An 18,934-nucleotide genomic window follows, 5' to 3' on the forward strand; every position below is an offset into this window, starting at 1 on the left:
TCCTGCCCGCATGGCACTTCGGGGCCGCGTCCGGGACACCGGCGCGGCCCTTTTTCGTGGCTTGATCAGATTGTGTGCCTGACGGCACACAGTGTCAGCCTGCGCAAGGCGCAGGCCGGTGGGGGGCGCTGCCCCCCGGGCGCCAGGGCGCCCGCCCCCCGAGGTATTTTCGAAACGATGAAGGGCTGGGGGGAATTGCCCATTGCCTTTGCGCGGGGCATGGTCGGGCGATGATGTCCTTGCTGCGCCTCGTGATCCTGCTGCCGCTTGCCTTCCTTGCGGGAATGCTTTTTGAACGGAACCGCGTGGCGGAGTTGTGCATCGCCGCGGGCGGCGAGGTCGTCAGCGACACCTGTGTGCCGGGCGGCGAAGAAGGGATCGGGGAATGAGCGAAGAGCGGGTCTGCGTGGGCGCGATAGCCGGGGCCTTCGGCGTCAAGGGCGAGGTGCGGATCAAGTCCTTCACCTCGGACCCGGCGGCGATCGGAGATTATTCTCCGCTGGAGAGCGAGGATGGCGGGCGCAGCTGGGACATCTCGGTCGAGCGGCCGATCAAGAACGGGTTTGCCGCGCGGCTGTCGGGCGTGTTGACCAAGGAAGACGCCGACGCGCTGAAGGGCGTGCAGCTTTGGGTGCCGCGGGACCGCTTGCCTGACCTGCCCGACGACGAGTTCTACCATGCGGACCTGATCGGGCTGGTGGTGCTTGATACCGGCGGGGCCGAGCTTGGCCATGTGACGGCGGTGCAGAACAACGGCGCCGATGACCTTCTGGAGCTGCGGGTGCCGGGCCAATCGGCGACCGTGCTGCTGCCCTTCACCCGTGCCTGTGTGCCCACCGTCGATATCGATGCCGGACGCATCGTGGCCGACCCGCCCGAGGGGCTGTTCTGACCATGCTGCCGCCGCGCTACAGCGCCGGCGGGCTGATCCTGGCCTATGCGCCGCTTTTCGCGGGGCCGATCGTCGCCGGCTGGGCGGGGCATCCGATGGCTATGGCCTGGCCCTTTGCGCTGATCTTCCTGGCGCTCATGACCTGGCTGCGGCGGCCCGATCTGGGGACCGGCGCGGGCTGGGCGCAGCTTGGGCTGCTGGCGGTGGTGCAGGTGGCCCTGGTGCAGGCGCTGATGGGGTTCGGGCGGTTGCTGAGCGTGGTCCGGGCGTTTCCCGACCTGCCGACCTGGCTCCCGCTGGCGGTCTCGGGCGCGGCGGCTGTGCTTGCGATGCAGCGCTACCGGAACGCGGATGCGATGGACCGGATGCTGGACGGCATGATCGAGACCGTCGAGGCGATGGAGACGCCCGAGCGCCCCGCCCCCGTCGCGCGGTTCCTGCGCGATGTGCAGGCCCTGCCCGCGCGGACCACCGGCCTTGTCGATCCCATCGCGCAGCGGCTGGAAGCCGAGATGGGGCCCGGGGCGATCCCGCATCTGCTGCACGAGATCGGCACCGACCCGGACGTGGATTTCGCCGTGATGCGCCTGCTCGCCCCCGGCTACATGCGCAGCGATCCCGGCCACGCGGTCGGCGTGTCGCGGTTGCTGGAATGTGGCCTTGCCAGCCGCGATCCGGGTGTGCGGGGCGAGGCCGTCCTCACCACGCTGGCGATGATCGACGCCGGCGACGACCCGGCCTTCTGGCCCGACCCGGCGCTGGTCGACAGCCTCGCCGCCGAGGACCCGCGCCTCGAGGACCTTGCCCGCGCCATGGACGCCGCGTCCGCCTGACACCGGCCGCGAAAATCCGCCCCTTCCCCCTTTCCCCCGGGCGCGCTCTGGCCTAGCACGTCCCTGCAGCAGGCGGAGGACCAGATGAGCCAGATCACCCTTGTCCGGCACGGTCAGGCCAACAGCCAGGCCCGGGACGAGCAGAGCTATGACAAGCTCAGCGAGCTGGGCCACCAGCAGGCGCGCTGGCTGGGCGAGCATTTCGACGCCAGCGGGGAACGGTTTGCCCGGGTCTACAGCGGCACCCTGCGCCGCCACCGGGAAACGGCCGCGGGCATCGGCACCGAGCGCCACGCCGAGCTGGTGCTGGACGAGCGGCTGAACGAGATCCGCTATTTCGACCTGGCGCACCTGGCGCTGGAACAGCACGGGCTAGCGATCCCGCAGGGGCGCGAGGAGTTTGCGCGCCACTCGGTCAGGATGATCGGCATGTGGCGCGATGGGCAGCTGGAAGACACGCCCGAGAGCTATGACCACTTCATGACCCGCATCCGCGAGGCAATCGACGAGATCGCCGCCGGCAAGGGACGCGCGCTGGTGGTCACCTCGGGCGGCTGGATCGGCGTGGCGCTGGCGCAGCTGATGGAGCTTGGACCGCAGCAGATGAGCCTGATGATGATGTCGGTGATGAACACCAGCGTGACGCGGTTGCAGCCGCTGAACGGGCAGCTCATGCTGGCGCAGTTCAACGCCCTGCCGCATCTCGAAACCGTGCAGCGCCAGTTCGCACGGACCCATATCTGAGAGGGACAGCCATGACACATCTCTGGGTCCGGGCCGAAAGCCGCCCGAACGAGGACCGCGTCGGCGTCACGCCCGAGGGGGTGCGGGCGCTGATTGCGGCCGGTTTCCGCGTGACGGTCGAGGAAAGCGCCACCCGCGCGATCCCTTATGACGGGTTCGCCGCCGCCGGGGCCGACCGCGCGGCCGAGGGGGCCTGGGTGAACGCGCCGGACGACGCCATCGTCTTCGGGCTCAAGGAGCTGCCGGACGACGGCACGCCCCTGCGCCACCGGCACATCATGTTCGGCCATGCCTTCAAGGGCCAGCATTCGGGGCGCGAACTGCTCCGGCGGCTCAAAGCCGGGGGCGGGACGCTTTACGATCTCGAATACCTCGTGGACGAAAGCGGCCGGCGCGTGGCGGCCTTCGGCTACTGGGCGGGCTTTGCCGGTGCGGCGGTCACGCTGCTGGCCTGGGCCGCGCAGGCTGAGGGCGGGATCTGCCCGGCGGTGGGCGCCTACCCGGACAAGGACGCGCTGGTCGATGCGCTGGGAATCGCGCTGGACGAGACGGGCCGCGACCTGCCCGCCGCCATCGTGATCGGCGCGCTGGGGCGGGTCGGCACCGGGGCGTCGGACCTCTGCGACCTGCTGGGCGTCCCGGTGACGCGCTGGGACATGGCCGAGACGGCCGGCGGCGGGCCTTTCCCGCAGATCCTGGAGCACGACGTGTTCCTCAACTGCATCTTCGCGCGTCCGGGCACGCCGGTCTTCGTCCCGAAGACCGCACTGGACGCCCCGCGACAGCTGACCGCCATCGGTGACATCGCCTGCGACCCGGACAGCGATTACAACCCGATCCCGGTCTACGGGCGCGCCACCAGCTGGGATGCGCCGGTGGTGCGGGTGCATGAGGCCCCGCTGCTTGACGTCATGGCCATAGACAACCTGCCCTCGATGCTGCCGGTCGAAAGCTCGGAGGATTACGCGGGCCAGCTCTTGCCCTCGCTGCTGACCCTTGGCAGCCTCGATGCGGGCGTCTGGGGCCGCGCGAAGGCCAGGTTCGACACACATATGAAGGGAGTTTCAGCATGATCCATTGGTGTGGCACCGGCCTTTCGGCCATCCCCGGCCTGCGCAAGCTGATCCAAGACGGCAAGCCCGTCACGGTCTGGAACCGGACCATCGACAAGGCGCAAGAGGCGGTCGGTGACCTGACCGATGCCATCCGCGCCTTCGACATCGAGGCGCTGGAGGCCGAGCTGCAGCCCGGTGACGTCGTGGTCTCGATGCTGCCCGGCGACTGGCATGTCCCGCTGGCCGAGCTGGCCATCGCCAAGGGGGCGCATTTCGTGTCGTCCTCCTACATCGCGCCCGAGATGAAGGCGCTGGACGCCAAGGCACGCGACGCGGGCGTGGCGCTGGTGAACGAGGTGGGGCTGGACCCCGGCCTCGACCACCTGATGGCCCATGCGCTGGTCGCCGATTACCGCAAGTCCAAGGGCTATGCCCCGGACAACCACCTGTCGTTCCTCTCGTATTGCGGCGGGGTGCCGAAACACGCCAATGCCTTCCGCTACAAGTTCAGCTGGTCGCCGCTGGGCGTGCTGAAGGCGCTGCGCTCGCCCTCGCGTTCGATCCGGCATTACGAAGAGCTGAAGGTCGCGCGCCCCTGGGACGCGATCACCAGCTATTCCGCGCCGCTGCAGACCCCCGAGACCTTCGAGGTCTACCCGAACCGCGACTCGCTGCCCTTCATCGAGGATTACCGGTTCGACCCGTCCTGGACGGTCAAGAACTTTGTCCGCGGCACCCTGCGGCTGAACGGCTGGGCCGAGGCCTGGACGCCGGTCTTCCGCGAGATCGAGACGCTGTCGGGCCCCGAGGGCGACGCGCGGCTGAAAGAGATGTCGGACCAGTTCTGGGCCCAGCATGCCTATGACGAGGGCGAGCCCGACCGCGTGGTGCTGTGTGTGTCGCTGAAGGCGGAAAAGGACGGCACGCCCGTCTACCACAAGACCTGGGCCATGGATGCCTGGGGCGATGCGCGCGGCACGGCCATGGCGCGGCTGGTGTCGCAGACCGTGGCGCTGGCGGTCGAGGCGGTGCTGGACCGCGAGATTCCGGCCGGCGTGCACCCGGCCCCGCACGATCCCAAGCTGGTCAACCGCTGGCTGACAGAGCTCGAGCACCTGGCCCAGCACCTGGCGCTGGTCGATCACCTGAAGTGACCCCGCGCCCGGTCGTAGGCGCAGATAAGACACGGGCCGGTGGCGCATTGCCCCGGCCCGTTTCGTTTGGCGGCGCGGCCTAGACGCCGCGCATCAGGTCGTCGGCATCGTCCGACAGCTCGAGGCCCAGCGCCTCGGCCCCGACCTCGAGGTTGTCCGACAGGTTGGGCGTGCCCAGCAGGTAATCCGCCGTGGGGGTCGTCGCCTCGGCCCGGGCGGTGGCGATGGCCTCGCCCAGTTCCTCGGCCACGAACGACCCGCGGCCGATCCACATGACGGCCACCAGCTCGGCCTGTTCATCCTCGTTCATGCCGTCGATCAGCGCGCGCAGCTCGGGCTCGGCCCGGCGGGTCTGCTTGTTGGCGATCTCGTGGCCCAGCAGGACGATCTCGGCGATCTTGCGTTCGGAAATGGTGAGCATGGCGTCGTTTCCTTCGTGTTCCCGCGCAGGTTAACACCATCGCGGCGAGCCTGCACCTTGATCCTACGCAAAAAGCCGGTTCAACAGCTTCTGCGGCAGGAAGCGCGCGCCCCGGAAAACCAGCGCAAAGGGGTTCGGGAAGGCGAGGCTGAAGCGGTTCGACCCGATGAGCCGCATCATGTGGCCGGCGGCCTCGTCCGGCTCCATGATCTGGTACATCTTGAAGGCGTTCTTGTCGGTCAGCCGGGTCTTGATGAAGCCGGGGTTGGCCAGCTGCACCGTGACCCCGGTGCCGTGCAGGTCGACCGCCATGCTTTCGGCGAGCCCCTGCACCCCGGCCTTTGAGGTCGAATAGCCGATGGCCCCCGGCAGGCCCACGTAGGCCGACAGGCTGCCGGTCAGCACGATGCGGCCCCGGTCGCGGGCGACGAAATCCGGCACCACCGCGCCCAGCACCCGGGCCATGCCGGTGAGGTTCACGTCGATCATCGTTTCCACGTGCTCGGCCTGCCAGTCCTTGGCGTTCACCGGCCAGTAGGCCCCGGCGAGGATGACGATGCCGTCGATCTCTCCCGCCTCGGCATAGGCTTGGCGTACCGAGGCGCTGTCGGTCACGTCGCAGGCGACGCCGCGTGCAGGCCCCGGCAGGCTGTCCGCCAGTTCGGTCAGCTTGTCGGTGGAACGGGCCGAGAGGACCAGTGTGGCGCCTGCCGCGCTCATCTTGCGGGCCAGCGCGGCGCCCAAGCCTTCGCTGGCGCCCACCAGCCACCATGTCTGTCCTGCAAGGTCGGTCATGTCACGTCATCCAATGGCGGTTCGGGTCTGCTGCGGTAACGCGCGCCCTTCCACCAGAGTTTCAACGCCTGCCAGTGAATCAGTGCCAGCACCCGGCGCGAGCCGAAGGGGCGGCGCAGCGCAGCGCGCAGGATCGCGCCCGAGGTCAGCGGCTGGCGCGGGCCGACCAGGTTGGCGCCCATCCCGCCCCCTGCATGGGTGAAGTCGATCCAGATCCCGATGCGATCGGGCCGGATGTCGAAGCGAAAGGTGTACTCCCCCGCGATCGGCTGGAAGGGCGAGACGTGGAAGATCTTTTGCGAGCTCAGCCGGTCCGAGGGGCCGATGGGCCGCAGGTCTTCGTGGTGGCAGAGGTAGGAATGCCGGTCGCCGAAGGTGTTCGTCACCTCGGCGATCACGGCACACATCTGCCCGCCGGCATCGTGACACAGCCAGAAGCTGACCGGATTGAACACATGTCCCAGCAGGCGCGGCTGCGCCAGCAGCAACAGCGGCCCCGGCAGGTCGAGGCCATGGGCTGCCAGCACCTCGCGCGCCCAGACCGCGCCGCGCCCCTCGCCCGGGGCGCCGCCGTGGTCGACGTCATGCAGGGACATCGGCGCCCCGGCGTTGCGGGCGAACAGGCTGGGCGTGTCCGGCGCGGCCTCGGCGTCCAGCAGCACGTAGTCGATGGAATAGCGAAAGCCGTTCTCGGGCCCGTCCTTGCGACCGTGCCAGGTGTGGCCGGGGATATGCTCGACCCCGGTCACTCGGCCGCGACCCGGGCGGGCTGCACGGCGCGTTCGGTGATCGCACGGGCCACGTCCACGGCCGAGGACAGCCCGTCCTCGTGGAACCCATTCTTCATCCAGGCGCCGCAGAACCAGGTGCCGTTCTGGCCGTTCATCCGCGCCAGCTGTCCCTGCGCGGCAAAGGCCGCGCTGTCATAGACGGGATGGCGCAGGGTGACCTGGTCATGGATCAGCTCTTCCCGGATCGGGCGGCGCGAGTTCAGCGTCACGAAAAGCGGATCGTCCTTGGGGATCGGTTGCAGCGAGTTCATCCAGTAGGTGATGTCGATGCCCTCGGCGCGGCGGTCCGCCTCTTCGGTATAGACCCAGCTGGACCAGGCCGATTTGCGGCGCGGCATCAGCGTCTCGTCCGCGTGCAGCACGACCTCGTTCGGCTGGTAGCGGATGGCCGACAGCGCCGCGACCTCTTCGCGGGTCGTGTCAGACAGCAGACACAGCGTGTCGTCGGAATGGGTGGCAAAGATCACCTCGTCGAAGGCCTCCCACTCGCCACCCTCGGCCCGGACGGCGACGCCGCCGGTGCGGCGCACCCCGGCGACGGGCGTGCCGGTGCGGACCTCGACCCCAGCGCGGCGCAGCGCGGCATCCAGCCGGCGTACATATTGCACCGAGCCGCCCTTGACGGTGTACCACTGGTGCTGGCCGGTGTGGCTGAGCAGCGCGTGGTTTTCGAAAAAGCGGATCATCGCCTCGGCCGGAAAGCGCAGGATCTGGTCGCGCGGGGTGGACCAGATCGCCCCCGACAGCGGCAGAAGGTAATAGTCGCGGAACCAGCGCCCGGTGCCCAGCACCTCGAGCAGGTCACCGATGGTCATGCCAGGCCCCGCCGTCTCGAGCGCGCGGGCGTTGAAATGGATGATGTCGCGCAGCATCCGCACGAAACGCGGGTCCCCCGCCCGCCAGGGCTGGCTGAAGACCGCGCGCAGGTCGCGCAGCCCGTATTCCAGCCGCCCGCCGCGCAGGCTGGCGCCGAAGCTCATGTCGCTTTCCGTGACCGGCACGTCCAGATCTTCGAACAGCGACACGAGATGCGGGTAATTCGCCTTGTTGTAGACGATGAAGCCGGTATCGACCGGCTGGTCGCCCCGCTTGCCCGCCAGCTTGGTCCGCGCATGGCCGCCCAGGCGCTTTTCGGCCTCGAACAGGGTCACCTGTGCGTGAGGGGCCAGCAGGTGGGCGGCCCCCATCCCGGAAATGCCCCCTCCGATCACGGCGATGCGGCTGCGGGTCGGAGCAAGCGGTGACTGCAACATGCGATGGAATTCCTCTTGATGTTCCAGTCTGATACGGCGGCCCGCCCCGCCCGGTTCACTTCTGCCCGCCAGCCAAAAAATCTTGCCGCAAAGTGATCCGGCCGCGCAGGGGTGACGTAACACGAACATGTACAATCCCGAGCCCTCCAGCGCCGTGATGACCTCGCCCCCCGTTCCGCCTCGTGTTAGAGCGGAGCGGAAGACAAGATCTGCATGGGGACCACCGCGCGTGAGCGAGGGAGACGACAAGACACAGGACTGGGTCGCAGAGATGCTTGCGATCCGCGACCGGCAGGACGCGGCGGCCTTTGCGGCGCTGTTCGACCACTTCGCCCCGCGGGTGAAGGGATTCCTGATCCGGTCGGGCAGTGATGCGGCGCTGGCCGAGGATTGCGCGCAGGACGTGATGGCGACGGTCTGGAACAAGGCCCGCCTTTATGATCCGGCGCGGGCCTCGGTCGCGACATGGGTCTTCACGATCGCGCGGAACAAGCGCATCGACGTGATCCGTCGCAGCCGCAGGCCCGAACCCGAGGATCTGCCCTGGGGCCCCGAGCCCGAGGTGGAACCGGACGAACAGCTGGCGGTGAGCCAGGATTCCGCCCGCCTGCGGGAGGCCGTGAAGGCCCTGCCGAAAAAGCAGCGGGACATCGTGGAGAAGGCCTATTTCGGGGACCTGACCCACAGCGAAATCGCGGAGGTCACGGGGCTTCCGATGGGAACGATCAAGAGCAGGTTGCGCCTGGCCATGGACCGCCTGCGCCACGCAATGGGACGAGACGACGAATGACTATCAGGCATCACATTTCAGACAGCCTTCTGGCGGGGTACGCGGCCGGCACCCTGCCCGAGGCCTTCAACCTGATCATCGCCACGCATGTGTCGGTCTGCGACGACTGCCGTGCGGCGCTTGGCGCCTTCGAGGCGCTGGGTGGCGCGGTTCTGGACGACGTGGCACCGATCGCGATGGGCCATGAGAGCCTGTCCGCCTGCATGGCGCGCATCAAGTCGGGCGAGGGCGCGACCGAGCCACCAGCACGGCCCAAGGATCCGGTGCTGCCGGCGCCGCTGGCCGAGTATGTCGGTGGCGGGCTGGATGCGATCCGGTGGCGGCCCGTTGGCATGGGCGTCAAGCAGGCGATCCTGCCGACCGACAAGGGCGCCTCGGCGCGGCTGCTGTATATTCCGGCCGGACAATCGGTGCCGGACCATTCGCACCGCGGCCTCGAGCTGACGATGGTGCTTCAGGGCGCCTTTTCCGACCAGACCGACCGATTCGCGCGCGGTGACGTGGAGACCGCGGATGACGATCTCGAACATACCCCCGTTGCCGAAGCCGGCGAGGATTGCATCTGTCTTGCGGTCACCGATGCGCCGCTGAAGTTCAAGGGCTGGATGCCGCGCCTCGCGCAGCCGTTCCTCAAGATCTGACCCAAGCCCAAGGGTGGGGCCGGCCGGCCCTGCCCATGGACAAGGCGATCAGAAGTCGAAGCCGACGCCGACGTTGATCGCGTTGGTGATGATCCGGGTGTCCAGATCGCCGCCACCGTCAAGCTCGGCGTGGTTCTGGGAAATCGTGAACTGGTATTCGCCGAACAGCGACCAGCGGTCGTTCAGCTGGTAACTCACGCCGGCCAGCGCCCGGGCCGCGGGGCCGGTCAGCTGGTAACCGTAAGTGTGCTCTCCGCCCGCGCTCAGCACGTCGACATGGGGAAAGGCGACACCGATGCCGGCGCCGGCATAGGGCGTCACCTCGCCGAACTGGCCGGGCCAGCGGCGCATGTAGTTCACGGTGATGATGTTGTGCCCGTCCGAGAATTCGAACCGGTCAAAGCCCATCGCGTTGCGCTCGGCATCCGGGGCATAGACCTTGGCATGGGTCAGCTCGAGCGCGAAGCCCGAGGTATCGGTGCGCCACCAGGTGCCGCGCATCCCGTAGTAGGGCGGCGGCGAAAAGCTCTTGCCGTCCCACCCGATGAGCGCGTTGTAGGTGCCGCCATCCGGCTGGTCGCCCTTGACGCGGCTGTGCGGTGAGGTCTGCGCTCCACCGTAGACCTCGAGCCGGAACTCGGCCGCGGCCATGCCACCCGCCAGCGAGGCCGAGAGAATCGTTGCCGCGAGAAGAGCCTTTTGCATAGAAACCATCCAGTGCGCCCGTGCCACGCCCGTCCGGTCGGAAACCGGGCGCTTTTGATCGACAGATATGCCGCCTTGCGCCCGGGCGCAACCGCGACACATCAGCCCGCCCCGGCCATGGCGGGCATTCGCCGCTGGACGGGTGGAAGTTGCCCGTATAAATAGCGGCCCCGATAGGGCCGCCCCTAACGGGGTCTGGGCCCCGTAATCGCAGGCGGCCCTTCGGGGGCCAAGGAAACTGGAGAAAACCTCGTGTCCCACGCAGAAGATCACGAAGGCACCCGGAGGGACTTCCTCTACTATGCCACGGCCGGTGCCGGTGCCGTGGCAACCGGTGCCGCTGTCTGGCCCCTGATCAACCAGATGAACCCGTCCGCAGACGTGCAGGCGCTCAGCTCGATCCGGGTTGACGTGTCGGGCGTCGAGGTCGGCACCCAGATCACGGTCAAGTGGCTGGGCAAGCCGGTGTTCATCCGTCGTCGCACGGAAGACGAGATCGCAGCCGCCAACGACGTGGACGTGAGCTCGCTGCCGGACCCGATTGCCCGGAACGAGAACATTTCGGGCGATGCCCCCGCCACGGACCCGAACCGCGGCCTGCTGCCGCCGGGCGCCGAGGCAGGCACCGACAGCGAATGGCTGGTCATGATGGGCGTCTGCACCCACCTCGGCTGCGTGCCGCTGGGTGATGGCGCCGGTGACTTCGGCGGCTGGTTCTGCCCGTGCCACGGGTCTCACTACGACACCGCCGGCCGTATCCGCCGCGGGCCCGCGCCCGAGAACCTGCCGGTTCCGGTCGCCGAATTCGTGGACGAATCCACGATCCAACTGGGTTAAGGGAGCGCGCGAACAATGTCTGGTATCCCCCACGACCACTACGAGCCGAAGACCGGCGGTGAAAAGTGGCTGCACAGCCGCCTGCCGATTCTCGGGCTCGTCTACGACACCCTGATGATCCCCACCCCCAAGAACCTGAACTGGTGGTGGATCTGGGGCATCGTCCTGGCCTTCTGCCTCGTGTTGCAGATCGTCACCGGCATCGTGCTGGTTATGCACTACACGCCGCATGTCGATTACGCCTTCGCCTCGATCGAGCATATCATGCGCGACGTGAACGGCGGCTACATGCTGCGCTACCTGCACATGAACGGCGCCTCGCTGTTCTTCTTTGCCGTCTACATCCACATCTTCCGCGGCCTCTACTACGGCTCGTACAAGGCCCCGCGCGAAGTCACCTGGATCATCGGCATGGTCATCTACCTGCTGATGATGGCCACCGGCTTCCTTGGCTACGTGCTGCCCTGGGGCCAGATGTCCTTCTGGGGCGCGACCGTGATCACCGGCCTCTTCGGCGCCATCCCCTTCGTGGGCGAGACGCTGCAGACCTGGCTGCTGGGCGGGCCCGCCGTGGACAACTACACGCTCAACCGCTTCTTCTCGCTGCACTACCTGCTGCCCTTCGTCATCGCGGCGCTGGTGGCGGTGCACATCTGGGCCTTCCACACGACCGGCAACAACAACCCCACGGGTGTTGAAGTGCGCCGCACCTCGAAGGAAGACGCCAAGAAGGACACCCTGCCCTTCTGGCCCTACTTCGTGATCAAGGACCTGTTCGCACTGGTCGTCGTTCTGGCCGTGTTCTGGGCGATCGTCGGCTTCATGCCGAACTACCTCGGCCACCCCGACAACTACATCGAGGCGAACCCGCTCTCGACGCCGGCGCACATCGTGCCCGAATGGTACTTCCTGCCGTTCTACGCCATCCTGCGCGCCTTCACCTCGGACGTCTGGGTCGTGATGATCGCAAGCTGGGTCACCGGCGGCATCATCGACGCCAAGTTCTTCGGCGTGCTCGCCATGTTCGGCGCCATCGCGGTGATGTTCTTCACCCCCTGGCTCGACACCTCCCGCGTGCGCTCGGGCGCCTACCGCCCGATGTTCAAGTGGTGGTTCTGGCTGCTGGCGATCGACTTCGTCGTGCTGATGTGGTGTGGCGCCCAGCCGGCCGAACCGCCGTATTCGATCATCTCGCTGATCGGGGCCGCCTACTGGTTCGCCTACTTCCTGGTCATCCTGCCGATCCTCGGCGTGATCGAGAAGCCGGCCGAACTGCCCGACACGATCGAAGCGGACTTCAACGCCCATTACGGCAAGTCCGACGCGACGCCGGCGGAATGAAAAAGGGACTGATGAACATGTTCAAGAAACTTGCCATCTCCGCGGTTGCTGCGCTGGCACTCGTACCGGCGGCGTCCTTCGCCGCCGTCGAGGGAGGCCATGTCGAAGACATCGCCTTCTCGTACGAAGGTCCCTTCGGCACCTTTGACCAGAACCAGCTGCAGCGCGGACTGAAGGTCTACACCGAGGTCTGCTCGGCCTGCCACGGTCTGCAATACGTCTCCTTCCGGTCGCTGGCCGAAGAGGGCGGCGTGGGCTTCACCGAGGACCAGGTCCGCGTCTATGCCTCGGGCTTCGAGGTCTACGACGACGAGCTGGAAGACTTCCGTCCTGCGATCCCCTCGGACCACTTCCCGGCCAACACCAGCGTCGGCGCACCGGACCTGAGCCTGATGGCCAAGGCCCGCGCCGGCTTCCACGGGCCCTACGGCACCGGCCTGAGCCAGCTCTTCAACGGCATGGGCGGGGGCGAGTACATCTACTCGCTGCTGACCGGCTACACCGGCGAGGAAATGGAACAGGCAGGCACGTTCCTCTACGAGAACACGGCCTTCCCGTCGGGCTACATCTCGATGGGCCCGCCGCTGTCGGACGAGCAGGTGGAATTCGACGACGGTCACGCCAATGACGTGCATAACATGGCAGAAGACGTCGCCGCCTTCCTGATGTGGACGGCCGAGCCCAAGATGATGGCCCGCCAGCACTTCGGCTTCCTCGGCGTGTTCTTCCTGACCATCTTCGCCGTGCTGCTGTACCTCACGAACAAGAAGCTCTGGGCCCCGATCAAGGGCAAGAAGACCGCGCTCTGAGCGCCGCTTCCCCAGCGAGATCCGAAAGGCCCGCCCCTCCGGCGGGCCTTTTTCTTTCCGCGTCTTCTGTCTGGACCTTTCCCGCGGCCCCGCGCATTCTGCCCCCGGATCCCAGGAGGGGGGAGATCATGCACCCGAATCCGGCCTTTCGCGGCGCCCCGCGCGACCGCAACCTCGCCTTCGCCCGGACGCGTGGCTTCGGCACGTTGGCCGTGGTGGCCGAGGGCGCGCCGCTGATGTCCCACATCCCCTTCCTGCTGAGCGAGGACGGGACGACGGCCGAGTTCCACCTCGCCCGCTCCAACCCCATCGCCCGGGCCTGCAAGGGCCCGCTGGCCGCGCGGCTGGCCGTGACCGGCCCGCATGGCTACATCTCGCCCGACTGGTACGGGCTGGACGACCAGGTCCCGACCTGGAACTACGTTGCCGTGCACCTCGTCGGCCAGATCGAACCGCGCCCGGTCGAGGACCTGCCCGACCACCTGTCCGCCCTCTCGACCCATTTCGAAACCGCGCAGGCGCCCAAGCCGGTCTGGCTGATGGACAAGCTGACGGACGACATGCAGGGGCGCTTCATGCGCATGATCCTGCCCTTCCGCATGCAGGTGGCCGAGATCGACGGCACCTGGAAGCTGGGTCAGAACAAGCCCGACGCGGCCCGCCTGGCCGCCGCCGCGGGCCTTGCCAGTTCGCCCCATGGCGAGGGGCTGGACGACCTTGCCCGCCTGATGACCGACCTGCCCGACACCTGACGATCAAGGAGAAGCCCCATGCAACTGATCTCGTCCCCCGCCTCGCCCTTTGTCCGCAAGGTCCGCGCGGTGCTGCGCGAAACCGGCCTTGTGGATGCGGTCGAAGAGCTGGTGGTCGCCACCTCCGCGCTCAAGACCGCGCCCGAGGCCGCCGCCGCCAACCCGCTGGGCAAGATCCCCGCGCTGATCCGCAACGACGGCCCGGCGCTTTACGACAGCCGGGTCATCACCCGGTTTCTCGACGCGCGGGCGGGCGGCAAGCTGTACCCCGAGGCGCGCATCTGGGAGGTGCTGACGCTCGAGGCCACGGCCGACGGCATCGCCGAGGCGGCCGTGCTGATGATCTACGAAAAGCGCCTGCGCCCCGAAGCGCAGCAAAGCCCCGAGTGGATCGAAGGGCAGTGGGCCAAGGTGACCCGCGCGCTCGACGCGCTGGACGCGCGCTGGATGAGCCACCTGCACGGCCCCGTGGACATGGGCCATATCGCCGTAGCCTGCGCGCTTGGCTACCTCGATTTCCGCCACGGCGGGCGGGACTGGCGCAGCGGACGCGAGGCGCTGGCGGATTGGTACGACAAGATCAAGGACCGCCCGAGCCTGGCCGACACAGCGCCCGTCGATCCTTGACCCCGCGCTCGCCCGCGCCATCTCGGACGGAAAGGGTGGGGCGTCGCCGCGCCCCTTGCTGAATTAAAGCGCGCGGAAGCGCACAATTGGATCCGGATGACCCAAGCCAAGACCCTGCTGATCGTCGCCCATGGCCAACCCAGCGAGCCCGAGCCGCCCGAGGCGCACATGGAAGCACTGGCGGCCCGCGTGGCCGGCCACCTGCCGGGCTGGGAGGTGCGCAGCGCCACCATCGCCACGCCCGGCAAGCTGGCCGAGTTGGGCCAGAGCCTGCCCGATGACGCGCTGATCTACCCGTTCTTCATGGCCGATGGCTGGTTCACGCAGGAAAACCTGCCGCGCAAGCTCGGCCCCCGCCGGTTCCGGCAGCTCGCGCCCTTCGGGCTCGACCCCGCGCTGCCGGTGCTGGCCGCGCAATGGCTGGTGGCCGAGGCCGCCCAGCGCGGCTGGCCCCCCGAGGACCTGTCGGTCATGCTGGCCGCCCATGGGTCGGGCCGCAGCCACCGCCCGGCCGAGGTGGCGCTGGATTTCACCGACAAGCTGGCGGCGCAGCTGCCCGCCACGCGCTTTACCGTCGGCTTCGTCGAACAGGACCCGCGCCTCGTCGATGCCGCGCGGGGGCTCGGGCCGCAAAGCCTGTGCCTGCCGTTCTTCGCGCTCGAGGGGGGGCATGTGCTGGACGACCTGCCCGAGGCGCTCGGGCAGGTCGAATACCAAGGGCACCGTCTGCCCGTGCTGGGCGATCACCCGCAGGTGCCCGCCCTGATCGCGGCCGCCGCGCGGATGGCGGCCTGAGCGTCAGGCGGCGTTCTCGGACGGGCCGTCGGGGTTGGCGGCGGTTTCGACCGGGGTGGTCTCGGTCGCCGTCAGGGTCCGCCAGGCGTCGTATTGCGACAGGAACACCTGGCCCGTCATCTCCTCCAGGAAGTGCGAGCGCTTGAGGCGGTCCATCACCGGGCCCTTCACCTCGGACATGTGCAACTTGATGCCGTAATCCTTGAGCCGCAGGTTGATCGCCTCGAGGCTTTCCAGCGCCGACAGGTCGATCTCGTTCACGGCCGAGCACATCAGGACAACGTCGGTGATCGGCTCGTCACAGGCCACGCGGTCCTGCACCAGGTCCTGCAGGAAGGACGCATTGGCAAAGTACAGGCTTTCGTCGATCCGCAGGGTGACCAGCGACGGCCTGGTCTCGACGCTGTGCCGCTTGATGTTGCGGAAATGCTGCGTGCCCGGCACCAGCCCGACCTCGGCCACGTGCGGCTTGGTCGTGCGGTAAAGGAACAGCCCGATCGAGATCATGACCCCGGCCGAAACGCCCACCTCGACCCCGAAGCCCAGCGTCAGCACGATGGTCGCGGTGACGGCGGCAAAGTCCACCTTGGAATAGCCCCAGGTCTTCTTGAGGATCGAGAAATCGACGAGGCTGATGACGGCGACGATGATCGTCGCGGCCAGCGTCGCGTTGGGGAGGAAGTAGAGCAGCGGCGTCAGCAGCAGCGCGGCCAGCAGGATGCCGATGGCGGTGAAGGCCCCGGCCGCCGGCGTCTCGGCGCCTGCGTCGAAGTTCACGACCGAGCGGGCGAACCCGCCGGTGACCGGGTAACCGCCGGTCAGGGCGGCGCCGATGTTCGACGCGCCAAGGCCGATCAATTCCTGGTCGGGGACGATGCGCTGGCGGCGCTTGGCGGCGAGCGTCTGCGCGACCGAGACGGATTCGACGAAGCCGATGATCGAGATCAGCAGGGCGGCGACGAAAAGCTGGCTCCACATCGACGGATCGAGGCTGGGCATGGTCAGCGGCGGCAGGCCCATCGGGACCTCGCCCACGACCTTGACGCCACCCCAGTTCGACAGGCCCAGCACCCAGGTCAGCAGCGTGGTCACGACCACGGCGGCGACCGGCCCGGCCTTGGCCAGGATATCGGCCATGCGTGGCTTGAACCCGGCGGCCAGCAGGCGCGGCTTGAGCCCCTTACGGACCCAGAACAGGAAGGCGGTGGCGGCGACGCCGATGATCAGGGTGATGACGTTGATCTCACCAAGGTGGCTGAGGAGCGAGCTCAGCAGCCCCGGCAGCGTGTGGCCATGGGCCGGCACGCCGAAGATGTGCTTGAGCTGCGAGGTGGCGATCAGAACGCCCGAGGCGGTGATGAAGCCCGCGATCACCGGGTGGCTGAGGAAGTTCGCCAGGAACCCGAGGCGGAACACCCCGAGCAGCGTCAGGATCAGGCCCGAGATGAAGGCGAGCGTGCCCGCGGCCAGCGCGATGGCAGCCGGGTCGGTCAGGCCAAGGTTGCCGACGGCGGCGGCGGTCATCAGCGACACCACGGCCACCGGCCCCACGGCCAGCGCCCGCGAGGTGCCGAAGACCGCGTAGGCAAAGAGCGGCAGGATCGAGGCATACAGCCCCATCTCGGCCGGCAGCCCCGCCAGCAGCGCATAGGCCAGCGATTGCGGGATCAGCATGATCGTCACGATCACGGCGGCCACGGCATCCGAGGTCAGCGTGTCTCGGTTATAGCTCCGTCCCCAGGTGAGGATCGGCATGGTGCGCTCGAACGCGGCGCGGTTCATCTTGGGAAGGCTCATGGCGCATTTCCTTTACTTGGCCCGCGCCTCCCGATCGCGGGCCCGGGTCCGCCCGGGGGCGGGGTGTAGCGGGCCGCGGGGCCCGCCGGGTCGTCAGTTGGCCGACACGGGTTCCGGGCTGGCCATCCATTCCTTTCCGCGCAGCATCGCCTTCCAGTAGATCGGCGGCAGCACCTTTTCCTTGAGCAGCCAGGCCGCGCGGCTCGGCTTGGTGCCGTCCAGCATCCACTTGGGAAAGCTCGGCAGCAGGGTGCCGCCATAGCCGAACTCGGCCAGGACGATCTTGCCACGCTCGACGGTCAGCGGGCAGGACCCGTAGCCGTTGTAGACGGCCGTGGGCGAGCGGCCCGCGATGTCGTCGGCGACGTTCTGGGCCACGATCGGCGCCTGGATGCGTGCCGCCGCCGCCGTCTTGGCGTTGGGGGCGTTCATCACGTCGCCGAGGCTCCAGATATTGTCGTACTCCTTGTGGCGCAGCGTGCTCTGATCCACGTCAACCCAACCGGCGGCATCGGCCAGCGGCGAGACGCGGATGAAGTCGGGCGCGACCTGCGGCGGCACCACGTGGATCATGTCGAACTCGACCGTCACCTCGGTCGGCTCGGTGTCGGGTTTGGCGACCTTGAAGGTCGCCGTCCTGCCCGGCCCATCGATGGCCTTGAGCGTGTGGAAGAAGTTCAGGTCCACGCCGTATTTCTTCACGTAGGTTTCCAGCGCGGGCACGTAATCCTTGACCCCGAACAGCACGCCGCCCGCGTTCATGAACTGGATGTCGATGTCCTTGATGACACCGGCCCTGACCCAAGCATCACCCGACAGGTACATCGCCTTTTGCGGCGCGCCGGCGCATTTGATCGGCATCGGCGGCTGGGTGAACAACGCCCGGCCGGATGTCATTCCGCGCACCAGCTCCCACGTATAGGGCGCGAGGTCGTAGCGGTAGTTCGAGGTGACGCCGTTCTTGCCCAGCGTCTCGACCAGCCCCTCGACCCCGTGCCAGTCCAGCTTGAGACCGGGCGCCACGATCAGGCGGGTGTATTTCACCACCCGGCAACCGTCGAGGATGACGGCATTGTCCTTGGGCTCGAACGCGGCGACGGCCGACTTGATCCAGTGGACGCCCTTGGGGATCAGGCTGCCCATGGTGCGGGCCGTGTCCTGCGCCTCGAAGATGCCGCCGCCGACCATGGTCCAGCCGGGCTGGTAATAGTGGATGTCGGCCGGGTCGATGATGGCGATGTTCAGGCTGGCCTTGCGGGCCTGCAGGCTGGCCGCGACCGAGATGCCGGCCGCCCCGCCGCCGACGATCACCACGTCGAAGGACGCATCGCCGGAGTCGGTGGGCGTCTTGCCGCCATTGACGATGCGGCGCACCACGCCCGCCATGTCGTAGCCCGCCGCCTTGGTCGCGGCGAGGATATCGGCCGGCGCCATGGTCTTGGCCGCAGCCAGCGACCACAACGTCGCCGACCGCGTGCCGGTGCGGCAATAGGCCAGCACGGGCCCCGGCAGTTCGCGCATGTTGGTGGCAAAGGCCTTGGCGTCGGCATCCGACACCTTGCCCGGCACCACCGGCTGGTAGCGCATCTCTAGACCCGCGGCCGTGGCGGCGGCCTGCAGCTCGGTCACGGTGGGCTGGTCGGCCGCCTCGCCATCGGGGCGGTTGCACAGGATGCTGCGAAAACCGGCCGCCTTGATGGCCGGGATGTCGTCTGCGGTGATCTGCGGAGAGACGGTGATGTCGTCAGAGATTTTCTTGAGATCCATGGTGCGCGCTCCTCCGGGCGGGGCAGAATCATGAGGTTGTCCTGTATATATTCGCATTCAAGAATATGTAAACCCCGGGCGTGCATTTTCGGTTATCGCTCAGCCGCGTTGACATTCGGTGAGCGGGGGGCGAAC

General features: G+C 67.9%; 21 protein-coding genes. 14 read left to right on the plus strand and 7 right to left on the minus strand.

Going from position 1 to position 18,934, the window contains the following annotated elements; all coding sequences use genetic code 11:
- The first annotated feature begins 233 nt into the window (after nucleotides 1–233).
- The 6 genes from MF270_RS06860 (at nucleotide 234) to MF270_RS06885 (ending at nucleotide 4,678) form a co-directional block, all read left to right on the plus strand.
- The gene (locus MF270_RS06860) at nucleotides 234–389 is read left to right on the plus strand and encodes a hypothetical protein (protein WP_238365133.1); all 156 of its coding nucleotides are present in this window, start codon (nucleotides 234–236) and stop codon (nucleotides 387–389) included.
- Complete coding sequence (rimM, locus tag MF270_RS06865; protein ID WP_238365134.1) at nucleotides 386–892, plus strand: ribosome maturation factor RimM; 507 nt, start codon at nucleotides 386–388, stop codon at nucleotides 890–892. The genes MF270_RS06860 and rimM overlap by 4 nt, the downstream gene beginning before the upstream one ends.
- A gap of 2 nt (nucleotides 893–894) precedes the next feature.
- On the plus strand, nucleotides 895–1,725 hold the full coding sequence (locus tag MF270_RS06870; protein WP_238365135.1) for a hypothetical protein: 831 nt from the start codon (nucleotides 895–897) through the stop codon (nucleotides 1,723–1,725).
- A gap of 84 nt (nucleotides 1,726–1,809) precedes the next feature.
- Nucleotides 1,810–2,469 carry a histidine phosphatase family protein gene (locus MF270_RS06875; RefSeq protein ID WP_238365136.1) on the plus strand — a complete coding sequence of 220 codons (660 nt, stop codon included), beginning with the start codon at nucleotides 1,810–1,812 and terminating at the stop codon, nucleotides 2,467–2,469.
- Nucleotides 2,470–2,480: 11 nt separating this feature from the next.
- Complete coding sequence (locus MF270_RS06880) at nucleotides 2,481–3,542, plus strand: saccharopine dehydrogenase (RefSeq protein ID WP_238365137.1); 1,062 nt, start codon at nucleotides 2,481–2,483, stop codon at nucleotides 3,540–3,542.
- A complete protein-coding gene (locus MF270_RS06885; protein WP_238365138.1) occupies nucleotides 3,539–4,678 on the plus strand; it encodes a saccharopine dehydrogenase family protein in 1,140 nt (379 codons plus the stop codon). The genes MF270_RS06880 and MF270_RS06885 overlap by 4 nt, the downstream gene beginning before the upstream one ends.
- A gap of 79 nt (nucleotides 4,679–4,757) precedes the next feature.
- Here the strand turns inward: MF270_RS06885 and MF270_RS06890 are convergent, their stop codons facing one another.
- The 4 genes from MF270_RS06890 to MF270_RS06905 all read right to left on the minus strand — a co-directional run bounded on the left by MF270_RS06890 (nucleotide 4,758) and on the right by MF270_RS06905 (nucleotide 7,938).
- The gene (locus MF270_RS06890; protein WP_238365139.1) at nucleotides 4,758–5,099 is read right to left on the minus strand and encodes a DUF3775 domain-containing protein; all 342 of its coding nucleotides are present in this window, start codon (nucleotides 5,097–5,099) and stop codon (nucleotides 4,758–4,760) included.
- 63 nt (nucleotides 5,100–5,162) lie between these two features.
- Nucleotides 5,163–5,894 (minus strand): SDR family NAD(P)-dependent oxidoreductase, encoded by a 732-nt coding sequence (locus MF270_RS06895; RefSeq protein WP_238365140.1) that lies wholly within the window; start codon nucleotides 5,892–5,894, stop codon nucleotides 5,163–5,165.
- Complete coding sequence (locus tag MF270_RS06900) at nucleotides 5,891–6,643, minus strand: DUF1365 domain-containing protein (RefSeq protein ID WP_238365141.1); 753 nt, start codon at nucleotides 6,641–6,643, stop codon at nucleotides 5,891–5,893. The genes MF270_RS06895 and MF270_RS06900 overlap by 4 nt, the downstream gene beginning before the upstream one ends.
- A complete protein-coding gene (locus MF270_RS06905) occupies nucleotides 6,640–7,938 on the minus strand; it encodes an NAD(P)/FAD-dependent oxidoreductase (protein ID WP_238365142.1) in 1,299 nt (432 codons plus the stop codon). Before MF270_RS06905 ends, MF270_RS06900 begins: the two co-directional genes overlap by 4 nt.
- 271 nt (nucleotides 7,939–8,209) lie before the next feature.
- Between MF270_RS06905 and MF270_RS06910 the strand changes: the two genes are divergently transcribed.
- Both MF270_RS06910 and MF270_RS06915 read left to right on the plus strand, forming a co-directional pair.
- On the plus strand, nucleotides 8,210–8,728 hold the full coding sequence (locus tag MF270_RS06910; RefSeq protein WP_272490703.1) for a sigma-70 family RNA polymerase sigma factor: 519 nt from the start codon (nucleotides 8,210–8,212) through the stop codon (nucleotides 8,726–8,728).
- Nucleotides 8,725–9,369, plus strand: coding sequence for a ChrR family anti-sigma-E factor (locus MF270_RS06915; RefSeq protein WP_238365144.1), 645 nt, complete (start codon nucleotides 8,725–8,727; stop codon nucleotides 9,367–9,369). Before MF270_RS06910 ends, MF270_RS06915 begins: the two co-directional genes overlap by 4 nt.
- A 48-nt stretch (nucleotides 9,370–9,417) precedes the next feature.
- Here MF270_RS06915 and MF270_RS06920 read toward each other — a convergent pair whose 3' ends face one another.
- The gene (locus tag MF270_RS06920) at nucleotides 9,418–10,074 is read right to left on the minus strand and encodes an outer membrane protein (protein ID WP_238365145.1); all 657 of its coding nucleotides are present in this window, start codon (nucleotides 10,072–10,074) and stop codon (nucleotides 9,418–9,420) included.
- A gap of 252 nt (nucleotides 10,075–10,326) precedes the next feature.
- On the opposite strand from MF270_RS06920, the gene petA reads away from it, so the two are divergent.
- From petA to MF270_RS06950, 6 genes are all read left to right on the plus strand, one after another.
- Complete coding sequence (gene petA, locus MF270_RS06925) at nucleotides 10,327–10,911, plus strand: ubiquinol-cytochrome c reductase iron-sulfur subunit (protein WP_238365146.1); 585 nt, start codon at nucleotides 10,327–10,329, stop codon at nucleotides 10,909–10,911.
- Between the two features lie 15 nt (nucleotides 10,912–10,926).
- The gene (gene petB / locus MF270_RS06930) at nucleotides 10,927–12,252 is read left to right on the plus strand and encodes a cytochrome b (RefSeq protein ID WP_238365147.1); all 1,326 of its coding nucleotides are present in this window, start codon (nucleotides 10,927–10,929) and stop codon (nucleotides 12,250–12,252) included.
- A 17-nt stretch (nucleotides 12,253–12,269) separates the two neighbouring features.
- Entirely contained in the window at nucleotides 12,270–13,061 is a 792-nt protein-coding gene (locus tag MF270_RS06935; RefSeq protein WP_238365148.1) for a cytochrome c1, read from the plus strand.
- A gap of 128 nt (nucleotides 13,062–13,189) precedes the next feature.
- Nucleotides 13,190–13,813 carry an FMN-binding negative transcriptional regulator gene (locus MF270_RS06940; protein ID WP_238365149.1) on the plus strand — a complete coding sequence of 208 codons (624 nt, stop codon included), beginning with the start codon at nucleotides 13,190–13,192 and terminating at the stop codon, nucleotides 13,811–13,813.
- An 18-nt stretch (nucleotides 13,814–13,831) separates the two neighbouring features.
- Nucleotides 13,832–14,440: a glutathione S-transferase gene (locus MF270_RS06945; protein WP_238365150.1), complete on the plus strand. Its 609-nt coding sequence runs from the start codon at nucleotides 13,832–13,834 to the stop codon at nucleotides 14,438–14,440.
- 96 nt (nucleotides 14,441–14,536) lie between these two features.
- Nucleotides 14,537–15,235: a sirohydrochlorin chelatase gene (locus MF270_RS06950; RefSeq protein WP_238365151.1), complete on the plus strand. Its 699-nt coding sequence runs from the start codon at nucleotides 14,537–14,539 to the stop codon at nucleotides 15,233–15,235.
- A 3-nt stretch (nucleotides 15,236–15,238) separates the two neighbouring features.
- Here the strand turns inward: MF270_RS06950 and MF270_RS06955 are convergent, their stop codons facing one another.
- Together MF270_RS06955 and MF270_RS06960 are read right to left on the minus strand one after the other, a co-directional pair.
- Nucleotides 15,239–17,032 carry a SulP family inorganic anion transporter gene (locus tag MF270_RS06955; protein ID WP_238365152.1) on the minus strand — a complete coding sequence of 598 codons (1,794 nt, stop codon included), beginning with the start codon at nucleotides 17,030–17,032 and terminating at the stop codon, nucleotides 15,239–15,241.
- A 93-nt stretch (nucleotides 17,033–17,125) separates the two neighbouring features.
- Nucleotides 17,126–18,799 carry a bifunctional protein tyrosine phosphatase family protein/NAD(P)/FAD-dependent oxidoreductase gene (locus MF270_RS06960; RefSeq protein WP_238365153.1) on the minus strand — a complete coding sequence of 558 codons (1,674 nt, stop codon included), beginning with the start codon at nucleotides 18,797–18,799 and terminating at the stop codon, nucleotides 17,126–17,128.
- Nucleotides 18,800–18,934 lie beyond the last annotated feature (135 nt).

The organism is Mesobacterium pallidum (assembly GCF_019966535.1).
Taxonomy (GTDB): domain Bacteria; phylum Pseudomonadota; class Alphaproteobacteria; order Rhodobacterales; family Rhodobacteraceae; genus Mesobacterium; species Mesobacterium pallidum.

What these genes read in the sequence shown, in the direction of transcription:
- MF270_RS06860 (WP_238365133.1), top strand. Translation starts at nt 234, where the DNA reads ATGTCCTTGCTGCGCCTCGTGATCCTGCTGCCGCTTGCCTTCCTTGCG.
- MF270_RS06945 (WP_238365150.1), top strand. Translation starts at nt 13,832, where the DNA reads ATGCAACTGATCTCGTCCCCCGCCTCGCCCTTTGTCCGCAAGGTCCGC.
- MF270_RS06885 (WP_238365138.1), top strand. Translation starts at nt 3,539, where the DNA reads ATGATCCATTGGTGTGGCACCGGCCTTTCGGCCATCCCCGGCCTGCGC.
- rimM (WP_238365134.1), top strand. Translation starts at nt 386, where the DNA reads ATGAGCGAAGAGCGGGTCTGCGTGGGCGCGATAGCCGGGGCCTTCGGC.
- MF270_RS06870 (WP_238365135.1), top strand. Translation starts at nt 895, where the DNA reads ATGCTGCCGCCGCGCTACAGCGCCGGCGGGCTGATCCTGGCCTATGCG.
- MF270_RS06950 (WP_238365151.1), top strand. Translation starts at nt 14,537, where the DNA reads ATGACCCAAGCCAAGACCCTGCTGATCGTCGCCCATGGCCAACCCAGC.
- MF270_RS06955 (WP_238365152.1), bottom strand. Translation starts at nt 17,032, where the DNA reads ATGAGCCTTCCCAAGATGAACCGCGCCGCGTTCGAGCGCACCATGCCG.
- MF270_RS06910 (WP_272490703.1), top strand. Translation starts at nt 8,210, where the DNA reads ATGCTTGCGATCCGCGACCGGCAGGACGCGGCGGCCTTTGCGGCGCTG.
- MF270_RS06895 (WP_238365140.1), bottom strand. Translation starts at nt 5,894, where the DNA reads ATGACCGACCTTGCAGGACAGACATGGTGGCTGGTGGGCGCCAGCGAA.
- MF270_RS06920 (WP_238365145.1), bottom strand. Translation starts at nt 10,074, where the DNA reads ATGCAAAAGGCTCTTCTCGCGGCAACGATTCTCTCGGCCTCGCTGGCG.
- MF270_RS06960 (WP_238365153.1), bottom strand. Translation starts at nt 18,799, where the DNA reads ATGGATCTCAAGAAAATCTCTGACGACATCACCGTCTCTCCGCAGATC.
- MF270_RS06935 (WP_238365148.1), top strand. Translation starts at nt 12,270, where the DNA reads ATGTTCAAGAAACTTGCCATCTCCGCGGTTGCTGCGCTGGCACTCGTA.
- petB (WP_238365147.1), top strand. Translation starts at nt 10,927, where the DNA reads ATGTCTGGTATCCCCCACGACCACTACGAGCCGAAGACCGGCGGTGAA.
- MF270_RS06875 (WP_238365136.1), top strand. Translation starts at nt 1,810, where the DNA reads ATGAGCCAGATCACCCTTGTCCGGCACGGTCAGGCCAACAGCCAGGCC.
- MF270_RS06890 (WP_238365139.1), bottom strand. Translation starts at nt 5,099, where the DNA reads ATGCTCACCATTTCCGAACGCAAGATCGCCGAGATCGTCCTGCTGGGC.
- MF270_RS06940 (WP_238365149.1), top strand. Translation starts at nt 13,190, where the DNA reads ATGCACCCGAATCCGGCCTTTCGCGGCGCCCCGCGCGACCGCAACCTC.
- MF270_RS06915 (WP_238365144.1), top strand. Translation starts at nt 8,725, where the DNA reads ATGACTATCAGGCATCACATTTCAGACAGCCTTCTGGCGGGGTACGCG.
- MF270_RS06905 (WP_238365142.1), bottom strand. Translation starts at nt 7,938, where the DNA reads ATGTTGCAGTCACCGCTTGCTCCGACCCGCAGCCGCATCGCCGTGATC.
- MF270_RS06880 (WP_238365137.1), top strand. Translation starts at nt 2,481, where the DNA reads ATGACACATCTCTGGGTCCGGGCCGAAAGCCGCCCGAACGAGGACCGC.